Source organism: Burkholderiales bacterium (genome assembly GCA_036262035.1).
Lineage (GTDB): Bacteria > Pseudomonadota > Gammaproteobacteria > Burkholderiales > SG8-41 > JAQGMV01.
Map to the genome: position 1 here is coordinate 97,804 of DATAJS010000030.1, position 16,703 is coordinate 114,506.

At 68.2% G+C, this 16,703-nt stretch carries 20 protein-coding genes; 15 read left to right on the forward strand and 5 right to left on the reverse strand.

Going from position 1 to position 16,703, the window contains the following annotated elements:
- The first annotated feature begins 28 nt into the window (after positions 1 to 28).
- From VHP37_29605 to VHP37_29635, 7 genes are all read left to right on the forward strand, one after another.
- The gene (locus tag VHP37_29605; protein HEX2830530.1) at positions 29 to 1,189 is read left to right on the forward strand and encodes an alpha/beta hydrolase; all 1,161 of its coding nucleotides are present in this window, start codon (positions 29 to 31) and stop codon (positions 1,187 to 1,189) included.
- A 6-nt stretch (positions 1,190 to 1,195) separates the two neighbouring features.
- Positions 1,196 to 1,465, forward strand: a complete 270-nt coding sequence (locus tag VHP37_29610) for a hypothetical protein (GenBank protein HEX2830531.1) — start codon at positions 1,196 to 1,198, stop codon at positions 1,463 to 1,465.
- Positions 1,462 to 1,920 carry a GNAT family N-acetyltransferase gene (locus VHP37_29615; protein ID HEX2830532.1) on the forward strand — a complete coding sequence of 153 codons (459 nt, stop codon included), beginning with the start codon at positions 1,462 to 1,464 and terminating at the stop codon, positions 1,918 to 1,920. The genes VHP37_29610 and VHP37_29615 overlap by 4 nt, the downstream gene beginning before the upstream one ends.
- Positions 1,917 to 2,417, forward strand: a complete 501-nt coding sequence (locus tag VHP37_29620) for a DUF2199 domain-containing protein (GenBank protein ID HEX2830533.1) — start codon at positions 1,917 to 1,919, stop codon at positions 2,415 to 2,417. The genes VHP37_29615 and VHP37_29620 overlap by 4 nt, the downstream gene beginning before the upstream one ends.
- Positions 2,414 to 2,743 (forward strand): cupin domain-containing protein, encoded by a 330-nt coding sequence (locus VHP37_29625; protein ID HEX2830534.1) that lies wholly within the window; start codon positions 2,414 to 2,416, stop codon positions 2,741 to 2,743. Before VHP37_29620 ends, VHP37_29625 begins: the two co-directional genes overlap by 4 nt.
- 61 nt (positions 2,744 to 2,804) lie before the next feature.
- Positions 2,805 to 4,121: an ethanolamine permease gene (eat, locus tag VHP37_29630; protein ID HEX2830535.1), complete on the forward strand. Its 1,317-nt coding sequence runs from the start codon at positions 2,805 to 2,807 to the stop codon at positions 4,119 to 4,121.
- Positions 4,118 to 4,915, forward strand: a complete 798-nt coding sequence (locus tag VHP37_29635) for an alpha/beta hydrolase (protein HEX2830536.1) — start codon at positions 4,118 to 4,120, stop codon at positions 4,913 to 4,915. The genes eat and VHP37_29635 overlap by 4 nt, the downstream gene beginning before the upstream one ends.
- 33 nt (positions 4,916 to 4,948) lie before the next feature.
- Here VHP37_29635 and VHP37_29640 read toward each other — a convergent pair whose 3' ends face one another.
- Positions 4,949 to 5,620, reverse strand: coding sequence for a prepilin-type N-terminal cleavage/methylation domain-containing protein (locus tag VHP37_29640; protein ID HEX2830537.1), 672 nt, complete (start codon positions 5,618 to 5,620; stop codon positions 4,949 to 4,951).
- A gap of 190 nt (positions 5,621 to 5,810) precedes the next feature.
- Here VHP37_29640 and ccoN point away from each other — a divergent pair, with 190 nt between their 5' ends.
- The 8 genes from ccoN to VHP37_29680 are packed head-to-tail and all read left to right on the forward strand — an operon-like array spanning position 5,811 to position 12,003.
- Positions 5,811 to 7,271, forward strand: a complete 1,461-nt coding sequence (gene ccoN / locus VHP37_29645; protein ID HEX2830538.1) for a cytochrome-c oxidase, cbb3-type subunit I — start codon at positions 5,811 to 5,813, stop codon at positions 7,269 to 7,271.
- Between the two features lie 14 nt (positions 7,272 to 7,285).
- Positions 7,286 to 7,912 (forward strand): cytochrome-c oxidase, cbb3-type subunit II, encoded by a 627-nt coding sequence (gene ccoO / locus VHP37_29650; GenBank protein ID HEX2830539.1) that lies wholly within the window; start codon positions 7,286 to 7,288, stop codon positions 7,910 to 7,912.
- 2 nt (positions 7,913 to 7,914) lie between these two features.
- Positions 7,915 to 8,088 (forward strand): cbb3-type cytochrome c oxidase subunit 3, encoded by a 174-nt coding sequence (locus VHP37_29655; protein ID HEX2830540.1) that lies wholly within the window; start codon positions 7,915 to 7,917, stop codon positions 8,086 to 8,088.
- Positions 8,085 to 9,008: a cytochrome-c oxidase, cbb3-type subunit III gene (gene ccoP, locus VHP37_29660; protein ID HEX2830541.1), complete on the forward strand. Its 924-nt coding sequence runs from the start codon at positions 8,085 to 8,087 to the stop codon at positions 9,006 to 9,008. Before VHP37_29655 ends, ccoP begins: the two co-directional genes overlap by 4 nt.
- On the forward strand, positions 9,005 to 10,426 hold the full coding sequence (gene ccoG / locus VHP37_29665; protein ID HEX2830542.1) for a cytochrome c oxidase accessory protein CcoG: 1,422 nt from the start codon (positions 9,005 to 9,007) through the stop codon (positions 10,424 to 10,426). Before ccoP ends, ccoG begins: the two co-directional genes overlap by 4 nt.
- A gap of 53 nt (positions 10,427 to 10,479) precedes the next feature.
- On the forward strand, positions 10,480 to 10,971 hold the full coding sequence (locus VHP37_29670) for a FixH family protein (protein HEX2830543.1): 492 nt from the start codon (positions 10,480 to 10,482) through the stop codon (positions 10,969 to 10,971).
- A gap of 13 nt (positions 10,972 to 10,984) precedes the next feature.
- The gene (locus VHP37_29675) at positions 10,985 to 11,269 is read left to right on the forward strand and encodes a hypothetical protein (GenBank protein ID HEX2830544.1); all 285 of its coding nucleotides are present in this window, start codon (positions 10,985 to 10,987) and stop codon (positions 11,267 to 11,269) included.
- A complete protein-coding gene (locus VHP37_29680) occupies positions 11,266 to 12,003 on the forward strand; it encodes a sulfite exporter TauE/SafE family protein (protein HEX2830545.1) in 738 nt (245 codons plus the stop codon). Before VHP37_29675 ends, VHP37_29680 begins: the two co-directional genes overlap by 4 nt.
- Here the strand turns inward: VHP37_29680 and VHP37_29685 are convergent.
- The 4 genes from VHP37_29685 to VHP37_29700 all read right to left on the reverse strand — a co-directional run bounded on the left by VHP37_29685 (position 11,968) and on the right by VHP37_29700 (position 16,688).
- A complete protein-coding gene (locus VHP37_29685) occupies positions 11,968 to 12,687 on the reverse strand; it encodes a phosphatase PAP2 family protein (protein ID HEX2830546.1) in 720 nt (239 codons plus the stop codon). The genes VHP37_29680 and VHP37_29685 overlap by 36 nt on opposite strands.
- Positions 12,688 to 12,689: 2 nt before the next feature.
- Positions 12,690 to 14,624: an LTA synthase family protein gene (locus tag VHP37_29690; GenBank protein ID HEX2830547.1), complete on the reverse strand. Its 1,935-nt coding sequence runs from the start codon at positions 14,622 to 14,624 to the stop codon at positions 12,690 to 12,692.
- A 134-nt stretch (positions 14,625 to 14,758) separates the two neighbouring features.
- Entirely contained in the window at positions 14,759 to 16,018 is a 1,260-nt protein-coding gene (locus VHP37_29695; protein ID HEX2830548.1) for a HAMP domain-containing sensor histidine kinase, read from the reverse strand.
- A complete protein-coding gene (locus VHP37_29700; GenBank protein ID HEX2830549.1) occupies positions 16,005 to 16,688 on the reverse strand; it encodes a response regulator transcription factor in 684 nt (227 codons plus the stop codon). Before VHP37_29700 ends, VHP37_29695 begins: the two co-directional genes overlap by 14 nt.
- Between the last annotated feature and the right edge of the window lie 15 nt (positions 16,689 to 16,703).

The following is a 16,703-nucleotide window of genomic DNA, read 5'->3' on the forward strand; positions in this document are numbered from 1 at the left end:
GCCGTCCGGCGGACCACACGGAGATCGCATGTTCTACAACGGCAACTGGGTCGACAGCTTTCCGGACAACTACCAATGGTCGAACGCGACGCTCGTCACCAAGGGCATGGCGCCGTACGGCGCGGTCGCGCTCGCCGAGATCGACGAGATCGTGCAGCGCCTGCACGAGCGCGCGAACGAGCCCGAAGCGTGGGCGGAGGAATGGACGCGCGTCGCCGCGCGTCTCGAGCGCGTCGCAGACAAGGCGGCGGCCGAAGGACGCGATGCGACCGCCGGCAACTACTATCTGCGCTCGGCGATGTATTACTACACCGGCGAGCGCATGGTCGAGCCCGGCGAGCGCAAGACCGGGCTCTATAAGAAGAGCCTGCGCTGCGCCCACGCCGGCCTCCAGCGGCGGCTTTCGAACATCGAGCTCGTCGACGTGCCGTACGAGGACACCGCGCTCGCCGCGTACTTCCTCCGCGCGCAGGGCGTGAACGGCCCTGCGCCGACGGTCGTGCTGTTCGACGGTCTCGACAACTGCAAGGAGATGAGCGTGCTCTTCGCCGGCGTCGAGCTCAGCCTTCGCGGCTTCAACACGCTCGCCATCGACGGGCCGGGGCAGGGCGAGTCGCTGCGCCTGCGCAACATCCATTCGCGACACGATTACGAAGTCGCGGGCACCGCGGCGTTCGAATACGTCGACTCGCGCACCGACGTCGATCCGCAGCGCGTCGCGATCGCCGCGTACAGCCTCGGCGGCTATTACGCGCCTCGCATCGCCGCCTTCGAGCGGCGCTACGCCGCCTGCATCGCGTGGGGCGCGATCTACGACTATCACGCGACGTGGGTTAAGCGGCGCGAGCTCGCCAGGACACAGGCCGGCAAGACCCAGGCCGCTTCGCACTTCCAGATCCCGTGGGTGCTCGGCGTGCCCGATTGGGACGCGGCGATGAAGAAGCTCGAGCATTACACCCTCGAAGGCGTGGCGCCGCGCATCCACTGCCCGACGCTCATCCTGCACGGCGAGCGGGACCGGCTGTCGAGCCTGGAGACCGCGCAGAAGCTCTACGACGCGTGCGGCGCGCGCGACAAGACGCTGAAGGTGTTCACCGCCGAGGACAGCGGCATCGAGCACTGCCAAGCCGACAACCGCCAGGTCGGCACCGACTACATCGGCGACTGGCTGCAGGCGCGACTGGGGTAGCTTCGCATGGATGAGCCGCGCTACTGGTTCCGCGCGAAGCGCTACGGCTGGGGCTGGGGTCGGCCGGTGACGTGGGAGGGCTGGGTCGTGCTCGGCGTGTTCGCGGCGCTGCTCGCCGCCGGGCTCTGGCTGTTTCCACCCGAACAAGCGCGTCGCGCGTTCGTCGTTTACAGCCTGGCGCTCGCAGCGGCGGTGGTGGCCGTCTGCTGGATCAAAGGCGAGCCTCCGCGCTGGCGCTGGGGCGATTCGAACAACGATCGAAAGGATGGGGTTTGAGCGGAATCGTGGTCAGGCCTGTCGCGCCCGGCGACTTCGAAGGCTGGAAGCCGTTGTGGAAGGGCTACAACGCGTTCTACGGGCGTGAAGGACCGACTGCGCTTGCGGACGACGTGACACATTCGACGTGGTCGCGCTTCTTCGACGCGTACGAGCCCGTGCACGGGCTCGTCGCGGAAAGCGCGGGCAGTCTGGTCGGGCTGGTGCACTACATCTTCCATCGCAGCACGCTCCACACCGCGCCGATCTGCTATCTGCAGGACCTCTACACCGTGCCGGATCTGCGCGGCAAAGGGGTGGGCCGCGCGCTCATCGAGGCCGTTTACGATCGCGCGAGGGCCGCGAACGCGGGCCGCGTCTACTGGCACACGCACGAGACCAACGCGGTCGCGATGCGCTTGTACGACAAGGTGGCGGACCGGTCGGGGTTCATCGTCTACCGCAAGCCGCTGTGAATCGCGACGAGCCCAGGTGCGCGCAGTGCGGTGAAGCCCACCCGCGCGACGAGCTCGAGCTCGCCTTCCGCCGCCCCGACGTCATCGCGGTGCTGACCGAGACGCAGCGATTCGGCCAGCGCGTCCGGGAAACCGACGATCTGTGCGAGTACGCGGGCGAGTTCTTCGTTCGCGCGGTGCTGCCGCTGCCGGTCGAAGGCTGGGACGAGCCTTATTGCATCGGCCTGTGGGTGAAGGTCGACAGGAGAACGTTCGATCGCGTCCTCGAGCTGTGGGACGACCCCGCGCAGTCCGACGAGCCGCCGTTCGACGCCGTCATCTCGAACGAGATCCCGACGCTGCCCCAGACCGTCGGTTTGCGCGTGCACCTTCAGCTCACCGCTCCCACGAGCCGGCCTTATGCGCTCGTCCCCGCCTGCGCTCATCCGCTGCACCGCGAGCAGAGCGCGGGCATCACCGCGCACCGCGCGAGCGAATACAGCAGCTTGTTCGCGTGAGCGTGGACAGGGGCAATCTCTTCGACGATGCGGCGGCGCCGGGCGGCGGCGAGCGCTGCGACGTGCTGCTCCGGCACCGCAACCTCGTCGTGGAGCGCATCGTGAGCTCGGCCGCGATGGAGCCGAAGTCGTTCGTGCAGGCGCAGGACGAGTGGGTCGTCCTGCTGCGCGGCACCGCGGTGCTCGAAGTCGCCGGCGAGCGCCTCGTTCTTGCGACGGGCGATTACGTGTTCCTGCCTGCCGGCACCGCGCACACCGTGTGCTCCGCGTCCGAAGGCGCGCTGTGGCTCGCGGTGAAATCCGGGTCAGAGTCACATTACGCCTGATTAATCTGACTCTGACCCGGATTGGCGGCGTTGGTATGGGAGTTGCCTCCCTGCCGCCGACATGAAGGCGAGCACACCACAGGCGCTCAAGCCCGAGATCGGCGTCGCGGGCCTGTGGGGGCTCGCCGTCGGACTGGTCATCTCGGGCGAATACTTCGGCTGGAGCTACGGCTGGGCGGCGGCGGGGACGGTCGGCTTCCTCGCCAGCACGCTCATCGTCGGCACGCTCTATCTCGCGTTCATCTTCAGCTTCACCGAGCTCACCACCGCCATACCGCGCGCGGGCGGGCCTTTCGAATACGCCCGCCGAGCGTTCGGCCCGTTCGGCGGACTGGTCGCGGGTTATGCCACGCTCGTCGAGTTCGCCCTCGCGCCGCCCGCCATCGCGGCGGCGCTGGGCGCGTACGTGCATTTCCAGTTCGATTCGGTGCCGGTGTTCGCGGTGGCCGTGGTCGCATACGGGATCTTCGTCTGGCTCAACGTGATCGGCGTGAAGCACGCGGTGCGCTTCGAGCTCTTCGTGACGCTGCTCGCGGTGTTCGAGCTCCTGGTGTTCATGGCCGTCGTGGCGCCGGGCTTTTCGCTCGACAGCTATCTCACCGACCCCATGCCGCACGGATGGAGCGGCGTGCTCGCGGCGATCCCGTTCGCGATCTGGTTCTTCCTCGCGATCGAAGGCGTCGCGATGGCCGCGGAGGAAGTTAAGAAGCCGAAGACGACGATACCGATCGGCTACATCTCGGGCATCGCGACGCTGCTCGTCCTCGCGTTCGGCGTGATGCTGTTCGCGGGCGGCGCGGGGGACTGGAGCCAGCTCACCGCGATCGACAACCCGCTGCCCGAGGCGATGGCGATGGTCGTCGGGCGCGACAGCGGCTGGATCCACATGCTCGTCGCGATCGGGCTGTTCGGCCTGCTCGCGTCGTTTCACGGGATCATCCTTGCGTGCTCGCGCCAGATCTATGCGCTCGCTCGTGCCGGCTACCTGCCCTCGGCGCTGGAAGCGGTGCACGCACGCTACGCCACGCCGCACCTCGCGATCGTCGCGACCGGCGTCATCGGCATCGCGGCGCTGGCGACGGGCGCGACGAGCCAGCTCATCACGCTCTCCGCCCTCGGCGCGATCGTGATGTACATGACGAGCATGCTCGCGCTGTTCCGGCTGCGTAAGACCGCGCCGGATCTCGAACGCCCGTATCGCTGCCCGCTCTTTCCCGTGGCGCCGGCGGTCGCGCTCTGCTTAAGCGCGCTGAGCCTCGCGGTCATCGCGTACTTCAATCCGCTGCTGACGGCGGTGTTCGTCGCGGGCTTCGGCGCCGCCGTGCTGTATTTCCGCGCCACGTCGGAGCGCCGCGCCGGCGCGGAGCCCGGGAGATGAGCCGCACGTTCGATTCGGACGGCGTCGCGATCCATTACGTCGAGGCGGGCGCCGGGCCGCCGGTCGTGCTCGTCCACAGCTACGCGGGCGATCTTCGATCGCAGTGGGTGCAGACCGGTGTGCTCGACGCGCTCGCGCGCGACTATCGTGCGATCGCCTTCGATCATCGCGGGCACGGGGAGAGCGGCAAGCCGCACGATCCCGGCGCATACGGCGTGCGGATGACCTGGGACATCGCGCGGCTCATGGACCACCTCGCCATAGGCCGCGCGCACATCGTCGGCTATTCGATGGGCGCGCACCTCGTGGCGCAGCTTCTCACGCTCGCGCCGCGGCGCTTTCTCTCGGCGACGCTCGGCGGCGGGACGGGACGGCGTCATTGGGGCGACGCGGAAGAGCGCCAGGTCGAGATCGAGGCCGGGGAGATGGAGCGGGGCTCGCTGCGCGCGCAGGTGCTGCGGTTATGGCCCGAGGGCAAGCCGCCGCCGCGCGACGAGGTCATCGCGCGCTCGTCGGCGCTGTTTCTGCGCGGCAAGGACTGCCTGGCGCTCGCGGCGTCGCGCCGCTCGAACCGCGAGCAGGTGTTCGCGACCGAAGACTTGAGCGGTATCGACGCGCCGGTGCTCGGCATCGTGGGCTCGGAGGATCCTTACCTCGCGAGCTACGACGAGCTGCGCGCAGTGCTGCCCCGGATCGAGAGGGTGGTGATCGAAGGCGCGGACCACGCGGGCGCGGCGGGACGAAAGGAGTTCGTCGAGGCGCTATTGGGCTTTTTGAAGAAAACCGGGGTCTGACCCGATGAGGCCGGGGTCAGACCGCAGCCGAGGTTAGAACAGGCTGGCGCCCATGCAGTTGTTGCCGGGATTGTCGGCCTGCCATGCACCGGTGGCGGCGGCGTAGCACTCGGTGGCGGTGATGCCCGTCGCGAGCGCGGCGCGGAACTCTCCGGTCGTGGCGACGCCGTCGTCGATCTTGCGATCGACTTCGGCGAGCAGGTTCGACGGTATGCGCCCGCCGGTCTTCAGGTTGTGCCGGGCCGGTGCGGTGCCCGCGTACTGGTCGTCGAACACGATCTCGAGCGGCTGCTCGTAGCGGTTGCGCGGCGAGGTGCCGGCCCCGACAGTCGTGGCGCAGGTGTAGACCACGGTGATGAAGCCCGCCTTGGACAGGTGCTCCCACGCCAGGGTGTTCTCCGAACCCGTGGCCTCGACGCGATTGTTGCCGTTGCCGTTACCGTCGGGGTTCGGCGTGCCGCACGGGCCGGGGGCGACGTCCTTGATGTTGGCGGTCGCCTGCGCGTAATCGCCGGGCGGATTGCGGTAACGGTCCTGGAAGCCGATGAACGCCGTCTTGTACTGCTCCTGCTGCTGGATGATGTTGCGCACGCGGGCGGCGGTCAGCAGCTCCTGTCCCTTCAGTATGCCCCCGAGCAGCAGCCCGATGATCACGAGCACGATCGCGATCTCGATGAGGGTGAAACCACGAGCTCTTGCGGCCATTCGGTCTCCCTGTTCACAGCGTTCAAGCCCTAGCAGCCCGCATGCCTCGCTCCCGTGCATAGCATGGCGGGTCGCCGCACCGAATTCTGCCAAAAAACTCACGGCCGCCGTTGCGGCCTTTTGATCCACGTCAAACGGGGGCTGCCGTGCAAAACCTACCATCCGGGTGATCTCAACCCGGGGCAGGACCATGCAGCAGGCTTCCACCTACAACTACCGCGTCGTGCGCCAGTTCGCGATCGCCACCGTCGTCTGGGGCGTCGTGGGCATGGCGGTCGGCGTGCTGATCGCCGCCCAGCTCATCTGGCCCGAGCTCAACCTCGCGCCATGGCTTTCGTACGGCCGGCTGCGGCCGCTGCACACCAACGCGGTGATCTTCGCGTTCGGCGGCTGCGCGCTGTTCGCGACGTCGTACCACGTCGTGCAGCGCACCTCGCAGGCGAGGCTGTACGGCGAGAAGCTGGCGGCGTTCACGTTCTGGGGCTGGCAGGCCGTCCTCGTCGCGGCGGTGATCACGCTGCCGATGGGCTACACGAGCTCCAAGGAGTACGCCGAGCTCGAGTGGCCGATCGACGTCCTGATCGCGCTGGTGTGGATTGCGTATGCGGTCGTGTTCTTCGGCACCATCGCCAGGCGCACGGTCAAGCACATCTACGTCGCCAACTGGTTCTTCGGCGCCTACATCATCACCATCGCGGTGCTGCACATCGTCAACAGTGCGGCGCTGCCGGCGACGCTGACGAAATCGTACTCGGCCTATGCGGGCGTGCAGGATGCGATGGTGCAGTGGTGGTACGGCCACAACGCGGTCGGCTTCTTCCTGACCGCGGGCTTTCTCGGGATGATGTACTACTACATCCCCAAGCAGGCGGGGCGGCCGGTCTACTCGTACCGCCTTTCGGTCGTGCACTTCTGGGCCCTGATCTTCACCTACATGTGGGCGGGCCCGCACCACCTGCACTACACCGCGCTGCCGGACTGGGCGCAGTCGATCGGGATGATCTTCTCGCTGATCCTGCTCGCGCCCTCGTGGGGCGGGATGATCAACGGCGTCATGACGCTCTCGGGCGCGTGGCACAAGCTGCGGACCGATCCCATCCTCAAGTTCCTCGTGGTCTCGCTGTCGTTCTACGGCATGGCGACCTTCGAGGGACCGATGATGTCGATCAAGACCGTGAACGCGCTGTCGCACTACACCGACTGGACGGTCGGCCACGTGCACGCCGGCGCGCTCGGCTGGGTCGGCTTCATCACCATCGGCTCGCTGTACTACCTCATCCCGCGGCTGTACGGCCGCGCCGAGATGTACTCGACGAAGCTCATCACCGTGCACTTCTGGATCGCGACCCTCGGCGTCGTGCTCTACATCGCCGCGATGTGGATCGCCGGGGTGATGCAGGGCCTGATGTGGCGCGCGGTCAACGCCGACGGCACCCTCACCTACGCCTTCGCCGAAGGGGTCAAGGCGACCTATCCCTACTACGGCGTGCGCCTGCTGGGCGGGCTGATGTATCTCGGCGGCATGGTCGTCATGGCCTACAACGTCGCGCGCACCGTCATGGGCCACCAGGCGGTGGACGCGCCGATCCCGGGTGCGATCGCTATCAAAGTCGTGCCGGTGACCGCAGCTGCGGTTCCCGCGCAGGCGTAAAGCAGGAGCAGCGCATGTCTTCCCAGGTCACATCGCGGCACGACGTCATCGAGCGCAACATCGGCTTGCTGATCGTGCTCGTCATCCTCGTGATCAGCGTCGGCGGTCTCGTCGAGATCGTGCCGCTCTTCTTCCAGCGCTCGACGACTCAGCCGGTACAGGGGCTGAAACCCTACAGCCCGCTCGCGCTCTCCGGACGCGACATCTACATCCGCGAAGGCTGCAGCAACTGCCATTCGCAGATGATCCGGCCGTTCCGCGCCGAGACCGAGCGCTACGGCCACTACTCGGTGGCCGGCGAGTTCGTCTACGACCGGCCGTTCCTGTGGGGCTCCAAGCGCACCGGCCCGGACCTCGCGAGGGTCGGCCGGCGCTATTCCGACGAATGGCACCGCGTGCATCTCATGAACCCGCGCGACGTCGTGCCCGAATCGAACATGCCCGCGTATGCCTTTCTGGACACCACGCCGCTGAAGGCCGATGACCTGCCGGCGCGGATGCGCACGCTGAGGACGCTGGGCGTGCCCTACACCGACGCGGAGATCGCCGGCGCGCGGGACAGCGTCAAGGGCAAGACCGAGATGGAGGCGGTGATCGCCTATCTGCAGGGCCTCGGCACGGTCCTCCGCAACGTGAGGTAAGCATGGATTACGAGATCGCACGCAGCGTGTCCACGGTCGTGATGTTCGTGGTTTTCGTGGGCATCGCGCTGTGGGCGTACAGCGCCCGTCAGCGCACGCGTTTCGACGAAGCCGCTCAGCTTCCGCTCGAGGACGAGCTCGGGCTCCGTTCGAACGCGAAGGAGCAGGAGCGATGAGCGACTTCATCAGCGAAGGCTGGAGCCTCTACGTCGCGATCGCGACGATCGCCAGCATCGTCGCGTGCGCGCTGCTGCTGCAGTCCCAGTCGAGCCGGCGCAAGGGGAAGGCGCAGGTCGACACCACCGGCCACGTCTGGGACGAAGACCTCGCGGAGTGGAACAACCCGCTGCCGCGGTGGTGGATGTGGCTGTTCTACCTGACGATCGTCTTCGGTCTCGCGTATCTCGTGCTCTACCCGGGGCTCGGCAGCTACCAGGGCTACCTCTCGTGGACTTCGGCCGGGCAGTTCCGGGCCGAGCAGCAGGCGGCCGCGGCGACCTACGGCCCCGCTACGGCGAGGTTCGTCGCGCAGGATATCCGCACCGTCGCGGCCAACGCCGAAGCGCGCGAGATGGGCCAGCGGCTCTTCCTCAACTACTGCTCGCAGTGCCACGGCTCCGACGCCGGCGGCTCGCGCGGCTTCCCGAGCCTGAAGGACAGGGACTGGCTGTACGGCGGCGATCCCGACACGATCAAGGCGAGCATCACCGACGGCCGCAGCGGCACCATGCCGCCGATGGGCGGAGCGGTCGGCAACTCGGAAGACGTGAGAGACGTCGCGCACCACGTGCTCAGGCTCGCAGGCCGCACGTACGACGACCTGCGCGCGCACCGCGGCAAGCAGAAGTTCGAAAGCATCTGCGCGGCGTGCCACGGCGCCGACGGTAAAGGCAACTCGCAGCTCGGCGCGCCGAACCTCACCGACGACATCTGGCTGCACGGCGGCTCGGAAGCCTCCATCGTCGAGACCATCACCAAGGGACGCAAAGGCGCGATGCCGGCGCATCGGGATTTCCTGGACGCCGGGAAGATTCATCTGCTCACGGCGTACGTGTATGGGCTATCCGCGCCGGAAGGCGCTTTCAAAGCACCATGACCAACGCAGCCCGCAAACCCAAATTGACCGACGTCTCCAACGAGGTCGAGTCCGCCCTCTACGAGGTCCGCAGGAAAATCTACCCGCGCGCGGTGCACGGGTGGTTCGCGAGCTGGCGCGTGGCGCTGGTCGTCGCAACGCAGCTCGTCTTCTACGGCCTGCCGTGGCTGGCGTGGAACGGGCGGCAGGCGGTGCTGTTCGACCTCGGTGCGCGCAAGTTCTACATCTTCGGCGCGGTGTTCTGGCCGCAGGACTTCATCTTCCTGACCGGCGTGCTCGTCATCTCGGCGCTGTCGCTCTTCCTCTTCACCGCCGTCGCGGGGCGCCTCTTCTGCGGCTACGCGTGTCCGCAGACGGTCTACACCGAGATCTTCCTGTGGGTCGAGCGGCTCGTCGAAGGCGATCACGTGAAGCGCATGCGGCTGGACAAAGGGCCCGCGAGCGCGGCGAAGATCGGCCGCAAGGGCGCCAAGCACGCGATCTGGATCGCGCTGTCGCTGTGGACCGGTTTCACGTTCGTCGGTTACTTCACGCCGATACACACCCTCGTCGACGAAGCGCGGACGCTCTCGTTCGGCGGCTGGGAAGTCTTCTGGGTGCTCTTCTACGGCTTCGCCACCTACGGCAACGCGGGCTGGATGCGCGAGCAGGTGTGCAAGTACATGTGCCCGTACGCGCGCTTCCAGAGCGTCATGTTCGACAAGGACACGCTCGTCATCACCTACGACGCGAAGCGCGGCGAGCCGCGCGGCTCGCGCGCGCGATCGGTCGACGCGAAAGCGAAGGGGCTCGGCAGTTGCGTCGACTGCGGCATCTGCGTGCAGGTATGCCCCGTGGGCATCGACATCCGCCATGGGCTCCAGTACGAGTGCATCGGCTGCGCCGCGTGCATCGACGGTTGCGACCAGGTGATGGACAAGATGGGATACCCCAAAGGCCTCATCCGCTATTCGTCGGAGAACGCGATGAGCGGCGTGACGCGCGAGGGCGGCTGGCTGCGCCGGGCGTTCCGGCCGCGCGTGATGGTGTATTCCGCGCTCCTCCTCGCGCTGACCGCCGCGCTCGGTGCCGGGCTCTATCTGCGCAATCCGCTCAAGGTCGACGTGATCCGCGACCGCGCCGCGCTGGCGCGCGAGACGCGCGAAGGCCTGATCGAGAACGTGTACCGCCTGCAGATCATGAACACCGACGAAGCGCCGCATCGCTACGTCGTGTCGGCCTCCGGCCTCGAAGGGCTTGCCGTCGTCGCCAGGCAGCCCATCGAAGTGCACGGCGCGAGCGCGCAGTCGGTGGCGCTGGCGCTGCGCGTCGATCCGGCGGTGGTGAAGAAGGGCGGGTACGACGTGGTGATACGCGTCGAGGATGCGGAGGATGGCTCGATCGGGGTCGATGAGAAGACGCGGTTTTTTGTGAGATGACCAAGAAGGTGACGGATAAAACGGTGACGGGTAAGGCGGTGACGGATAAAGCGGTGACGAAAAACGTTCCGTGGTACCGGCATCACTGGCCCTGGCTCCTCATGCTCTTCCCCGCCCTCGCGGTGCTCGGCGGCGTCGCGATGCTGATCGTCGCCATGGGCTCGAACGACGGGCTCGTCGCGGACGATTACTACAAGCGCGGACTGGCGATCAACCAGACGCTGTCTCGCGACCATGCGGCGGCATCCGGGCACTATCGTGCACGCGTGATGTTCAATCCGACGCTCGACCGCGTGCGCGTCGCGGTCAGCGGCGACCGGCTGCCCGATGCGCTCACGCTGCGCCTGACGCACCCCACGCGCGCGGGCCAGGATCGTGTCGCGGTGCTGACGCGAGGCGCCGCGGGGCTGTACGAGGCGCCGATCGAGCCGGTCGGCTCGGGACGCTGGGGCGTTTCGCTCGAAGACGGCGCGGGCGCGTGGCGCCTTTCCGGCACGTGGCGCGCGTCGGACGAGCCGGTGGTGGATCTGGTTCCGAACGGATGATCAGGAGAGCCGCATGAAGCTCGCGATCTGGATACTGTGGCCGTCGTTCCTCGTGGGCGGCGCGGCCGAGGCGTTGTTCTTCACGCTGTTCGATCCGATGTCGCTGGAGATCCTCGGCAATCCCGTCTCGCTCACGCGCACCGCCATCTACACCCTCGGCTTCTTCGGTTTCTGGTCGCTCGCTGCGGCGTCGAGCGCGCTGACCTGCTTCCTCCAGCGGAGCAGCGTCGACATCAACCGCCTCTGCCCGCTCGAAGCGCCGAACCGGCCGGTGGGCTGTCCCCGACGGTCGCTATGAATGCCTGGCTCCAGGCGCTCGCGCTCGCCGCGTTCAGCGCCGGTCTCCTCGGCGGCGTGCATTGCGCGGCGATGTGCGGCGGCGTGATGACCGCGTGCGCGCCCTCGCCGAAAGAGCGCGCGCGCGGGCGCTGGCGGCTGGTGCTCGCGTACAACATCGGCCGCATCGCGAGCTACGGCGTCGCCGGTGCGCTCGTCGGCGCGCTGGGGCAGGGCGCGCTCGCGCTGCGTGCCGGCCCGCAAATTCAGCATGCGTTGCTCGTTGTGGCGGGCGCCTCGATGCTCATGCTCGCCGCCTATATGGCCGGCGTCGGCGGCTTCGTCCGCCGCCTCGAAAGCGCGGGCGGCTTCCTATGGCGCAGGCTTGCGCCGCATACGCGCTGGTTCCTTCCCGCGAACACCGTGCCGCGCGCTCTCGGGCTGGGCGCGCTCTGGGGATGGCTGCCGTGCGGCATGGTCTACGGCGTGCTGCTGACCGCCGTTGCCACCGGCAGCGCGGCCGAAGGCGCGCTGGTGATGCTCGCCTTCGGCGCCGGGACGCTGCCCAACCTGCTCGCGATCTCGGCCGCCGCCGGCACGCTCAAAACGGCGACGCGCAAGCCCGCGGTGAGAAAGGGTGTCGCGCTGGCGCTGGCGGCGCTGGGCGTGTTCGCGATCGCCGGCGTCATCCATCCCGCGGCGTTCGCCGCCGACGGGCTCCTATGCAGGGTGCTGCCGGTCGCGGCGCATCCGTGACGAGCGGCCGAACACCGCCGCGTACAGCCCGACCATCACGATCCAGCACAAGAGGCCCGCCCACGCCACGTGGCTCGGGAAGTGCGCGCCCTGGAGCACGCGTCCCCACCCCAGCGCGAGCCCGGCCGCGATCCCGATCGCGAGCGCGGCGGGAGCGGCCTTGCGCATCCCGCGGCGATGCGCCGCGAAATAGAAGGCGAGCAGCGCGAAGCCCGTCGATGCGTGACCCGCGGGAAAGCAGTGTCCCGCCCGGATCGGCGGCGCAGACCCCTCCCATAGCCTCTCGTAAGGGACGTAGCCGCCGAACTCGTCGATGTCCCACGGGCAATGCCGCGCGCTCAGCGCCTTGGCGGCCGTCACGCTGAGCGGCGCGAGGCCGATGGCCAGCACGAGGAAGAGCAGGATGCGCCGATCGAAGCGAAGCGCGGGCAACGCGAAGGTGAGGACGAGCGCGGCGGCGGCCAGGAAGCCCAGCATCGCAACCGCGTATTTCGTCCAGTGGTGCATCACCACGTCGAGCCAGAAGTTGTCGCGCAGCGGGAAATCGGCGGTCGCGGCGTCGAACGCGTAGCGCGTCAGCGTCCGGTCGAGATCGGTCGCGCGGTCGAGCGCGAGCAGCGCGATCGCGAGCAGCGCGGGCACCCACAGCCAGCGCAGCGGGACGGTGCGCGCGGCCTTGTGCACGATCAGCGCGCTCCGTACTGGCGCCGCGTATAGAGCCGGTAGGCGAGCTGGAAGACGCTCGCGGCGTCCTTGAGGCCCTCGTCGTCTCGCCCGTGCGAGCCGTGGGTGTCGCGATCGATCGTCGCCGAGGTCTTGCGGAAACCGAGCTCGTTCAGGCGCCCGGCCGTGAGCAGCGCCACGTCGCGGTTGTGATTGAGCGGTACGGCGCGGTCCTGCGCCGGGCCCGCGAGCACGTCACGGCCGAAGAACGCGCTGTCGTACGAGAGCTTCAGCAGACCCAGCACCGTCGGCGCGACGTCGAGCTGGCTCGTGACCGTGTTCACCCGCCGCGGCCTGAAATGCGCGGGCGAGTACACCATGAAGGGGATCTCGTACGAGCGCAGCGGGAAATCCTCCTTGCCGTACACGCGCGCGCCGTGATCGGCGACGATGACGACCGCGGTGTCGTCGAAGTACGGCTTGGCGCGCAGCGCCTCGATGAAGCGTCCGATCGCGTAATCGGCGTAGCGCACGCCCGCTTCGCGCCCGCCGCCTTTGGCCTTGACGCCGTCCACGCCCTCGGGGAAGGTGAACGGCTTGTGGTTCGAGGTGCTCATCACGACCGAGAAGATGCGCTCGCCGCGGGCGTGCTGCGCGTCGAACACGCGCAGCGCGTGGTCGAAGAGGTCCTCGTCGGACACGCCCCAGATGTTGCTGAACCTGGGCGGCGGCATGTCGGAGCGGTCGATCACCCGGTAGCCGTTGTTGCCGAAGAAGTAATTCATGTTGTCGAACGCGCCGTAGCCGCCGTAGATGAACGTCGGCGTATAGCCCGCGTCGCGCATCACGGTCGACCAGTTGAACATGCGCTCGTTGTCGGGCCGCTTCACGATCGATTCGGCGGGCACCGGCGGAAACGAAGCGGTCACCGCTTCCATGCCCCGCACGGTGCGCGTCCCGGTCGCGTAAGTGCGGGTGAAGAGGACGCTGTCGCGCGCGATGCGGTCGACGTTCGGCGTGAGCCCTCGCTTGTCGCCGTAGGCGCCGACGAACTCGGCGCCCAGCGATTCCTGGAGGAGCACGATCACGTTGAGCGGCTTGGCGGCGCCGGGGTAGACGACGCGGCGCGCGAGCGGGTTCTGCGCGCCCGCGATGAAGGTCGCGTTGTCCTGGGCGACGAAGCGTCGCGCGCGCGCCGCGGCTTCCGCCGGCGGCAGCGTCACGTAGAACTCGTCGTAATCCAGGCGGCTGTTGAGCGCCGCGTCGAAGAACGCGTAGATGCCGTTGGCGGCGACCTCGTCGGCCACCCGGTTCTCGTGGGTGCGGCCGGTGTCGAGGTCCACGGCCTGGTGCGCGGCGACCAGCACGATCGCGATGAAGACCGCGTGCACGCGCATGCGGCGCCGGCGGTCTTCGGACGAGCCGAGCGCCGCCGTCAAGGGCCCGAGCGCGCGCCACGCGATCGCCGCCGGGAGCAGGCAGGCGGCGAGCGCGCGCGCCACCGGGTACGACTGCCAGATGTTCACGAACACTTCGTGCGGGTAGATGAGATATTCGACCGCGACGAAGTTGAAGCGCGAGTCGAACTCGTCGAAGAAGAAGTATTCGACGACGCCCAGGTACGCGAGCCCGAACGCGCTGAGCGTCAGCACCATCCTGAAGAGCGCGCGGTGCACCGGCTTCGCGATCACTCTCGAAGGCACCAGCGCGAGATACGCGGCGAGCGGCGCGACGAGATAGAGGCTGGTGAGCGCGTCGTAGGCGATGCCGGTGAGCACGACGCGCGGCAGCTCCGAGAGCGCGAGTTGGCTGCCGGCAAAGGCCTTGAGGATCAGCGCGACGCGCGTGAGGAAAGCGATGGCGGCGCAGTAGGCGGCGACGGACCAGACGAGGCGTACGCGCGGCGCTTCGGAGACGACAGCGGATGCCGCGTCGCGATGGAGGATTGCTTCGGGCACGGTGCACGGTTCGATATTGAGACCGTGGCGACCATAGCAATCGCCGGATCGAGCTTTGCTGAAGAGGCCGTGAAGGCCGCGTCAACGTTCGTGAACGCCGTGTGAAGCGGCCGGGGTCCGCCCGCGGTGTGCTGTCAGGTGAGTACGACGGAGAACTGCGAGCCGACTCCCGGCTTGCTCTCGACTTCGATCTTCCACCCGAGGTCGTCGCAGATGCGGCGGACGATCGCGAGGCCGAGGCCGAGGCCGTCGACGTCGGAGGCGCCGCGATAGAAGCGCTCGAACACCTGCGGCAGGTGCTGCGGCGCTATGCCTTTTCCCGAGTCCTCGACGGTGAGACGCCGGGCGTCGTAGCTCACGCGCACGAAGCCGCGCTCGGTGTAGCGCACCGCGTTCTTGATGAGGTTGGCGAGCACGAGCTGCAGCGCCTTGCGGTCGAGCGTGACGACGGCGTCGGGCTCGATCGGCACTTCGAACGCGAGGCCCTTGCGCGCGATCTCGTCGCGGCACGGCGCCGCCGCTTCGGTCACGCACTCGCGCAGCTCGACCGTCTCGACGACGGTCGCTGGACGCTGGCGCGCCAGATACAGCAGGGCTTCGATGCGGTCGGTCATCTGCTCGGCCGCGGTCGTGATCATGCCGAGGCGTGCGAGCCCCTTGTCGGAGAGACCGGGCTCTGCCGCGAGCAGCTCGGAGCTCGTGCGGATCGCCGTGAGCGGCGTCCTGAGCTCGTGGCTCGCGTTGGCGGTGAACTCCTGCTCCCGCTGGATCATGTCCATGATGCGCAGGTGATACTCGTCGAGCGCGTGCGCGAGCGCGGCGACCTCCCGGTCGTGGTCGGGGCGCTCGAGCGGCGGATGGCGCTCGTCGGGCGCGAGCTGCTTCACGGCGGCGGCGAGATCGGTGAGCTGCTGCGTCAGCACGCCGGCGAGCCAGTAGCCGAGCACGACCGCGACGAGGGCCGCGCTGGCCAGCGCGAGCGCGGTCAGGCGCTTGTAGCTCTGCTCGCGCAGCTCGTGGGGCGCGGCGTCGTACGACACGATGTAGCGCACGCCGTCGAGCTCGCGCACCGCCACGAACCGCTCGTTCGAGTTCTCGCCGATGATGTGCTGACCCGGCGGCAGCGACCGCAGCGCAGGCGCGATGTGCTCGTAATCCGCGGGCCTGCGCAGCACGTAGTACTGGAGGTTCGGCCCGTGCGGAGGCGGCGGCGCGTGCAGCGTCGTGGTGCGCTCGATCAGCGAGTCGATCTCTTCCCCGACGATCTGCGCGACGAGGCCTTCCTCCATGTCTTCCGAGGCCATGTAGAGCGTGACGCCGAGCGCGCCGACGACCGCGATGCACACCGTGGCGAGCACCGCCGCGATACGCAGCCTGAGATCAAGCCGGCGCATCTTCCAGAAGGCGGTAGCCGAGCCCGTGCACGGTCTCGACCGGGTCGTAGCCGCCGGCCTCGACGAGCGCGCGCCGCAGGATGTGCATGTGGCTGCGCAGCGTGTCGCTCGTCTCCTGTACGTCGCCCCACACCGAGCGCTCGAGCTCGGCGCGGCTGAAGACGCGGCCGGGCTGGGAGATCATGAGCTCGAGCAGGCGGATGCACTTGGGCGGCAGCTTCACGTCCGCGCCTTTGATGCGCACGACGAGCGAGCGCGTATCGAGCGTGAGGTCGCCGGCCGCGAGCACCTTGTCGGTGACGCGGCCGCTGCTGCGCTTGTGCAGCGCGGTGAGGCGAGCTTCGAGCTCTTTCAGCGCGAACGGCTTGACCAGGTAATCGTCGGCGCCGTGCTCGAAACCCTTGAGCTTGTCCTGCAAGGTGTCGCGCGCGGTGAGCATGAGCACCGGCGTGTCGACGTGCGCTTCGGCGCGCAGCTTCTGGCACAGGCGCATGCCGTCCATGCCGGGCAGGCCGACGTCGAGCACGATGGCGTCGAACGGCTCGGTCACCGCGAGATGGAGCCCGGTCACGCCGTCGGCCGCGGCGTCGACCACGTGGCCGCGCGCCGAGAGGAAGTCGTAGACGTTGGTCGCGATCGAGCGGTCGTCTTCTATGATGAGAATACGCATATCCCCGGATTCTAC

Bases quoted from the DNA above. Each gene is read 5' to 3' on its own strand.
- VHP37_29605 (HEX2830530.1), top strand. From the start codon at position 29: ATGTTCTACAACGGCAACTGGGTCGACAGCTTTCCGGACAACTACCAA.
- VHP37_29610 (HEX2830531.1), top strand. From the start codon at position 1,196: ATGGATGAGCCGCGCTACTGGTTCCGCGCGAAGCGCTACGGCTGGGGC.
- eat (HEX2830535.1), top strand. From the start codon at position 2,805: ATGAAGGCGAGCACACCACAGGCGCTCAAGCCCGAGATCGGCGTCGCG.
- VHP37_29635 (HEX2830536.1), top strand. From the start codon at position 4,118: ATGAGCCGCACGTTCGATTCGGACGGCGTCGCGATCCATTACGTCGAG.
- VHP37_29640 (HEX2830537.1), bottom strand. From the start codon at position 5,620: ATGGCCGCAAGAGCTCGTGGTTTCACCCTCATCGAGATCGCGATCGTG.
- ccoN (HEX2830538.1), top strand. From the start codon at position 5,811: ATGCAGCAGGCTTCCACCTACAACTACCGCGTCGTGCGCCAGTTCGCG.
- ccoO (HEX2830539.1), top strand. From the start codon at position 7,286: ATGTCTTCCCAGGTCACATCGCGGCACGACGTCATCGAGCGCAACATC.
- VHP37_29655 (HEX2830540.1), top strand. From the start codon at position 7,915: ATGGATTACGAGATCGCACGCAGCGTGTCCACGGTCGTGATGTTCGTG.
- ccoP (HEX2830541.1), top strand. From the start codon at position 8,085: ATGAGCGACTTCATCAGCGAAGGCTGGAGCCTCTACGTCGCGATCGCG.
- ccoG (HEX2830542.1), top strand. From the start codon at position 9,005: ATGACCAACGCAGCCCGCAAACCCAAATTGACCGACGTCTCCAACGAG.
- VHP37_29675 (HEX2830544.1), top strand. From the start codon at position 10,985: ATGAAGCTCGCGATCTGGATACTGTGGCCGTCGTTCCTCGTGGGCGGC.
- VHP37_29680 (HEX2830545.1), top strand. From the start codon at position 11,266: ATGAATGCCTGGCTCCAGGCGCTCGCGCTCGCCGCGTTCAGCGCCGGT.
- VHP37_29695 (HEX2830548.1), bottom strand. From the start codon at position 16,018: ATGCGCCGGCTTGATCTCAGGCTGCGTATCGCGGCGGTGCTCGCCACG.
- VHP37_29700 (HEX2830549.1), bottom strand. From the start codon at position 16,688: ATGCGTATTCTCATCATAGAAGACGACCGCTCGATCGCGACCAACGTC.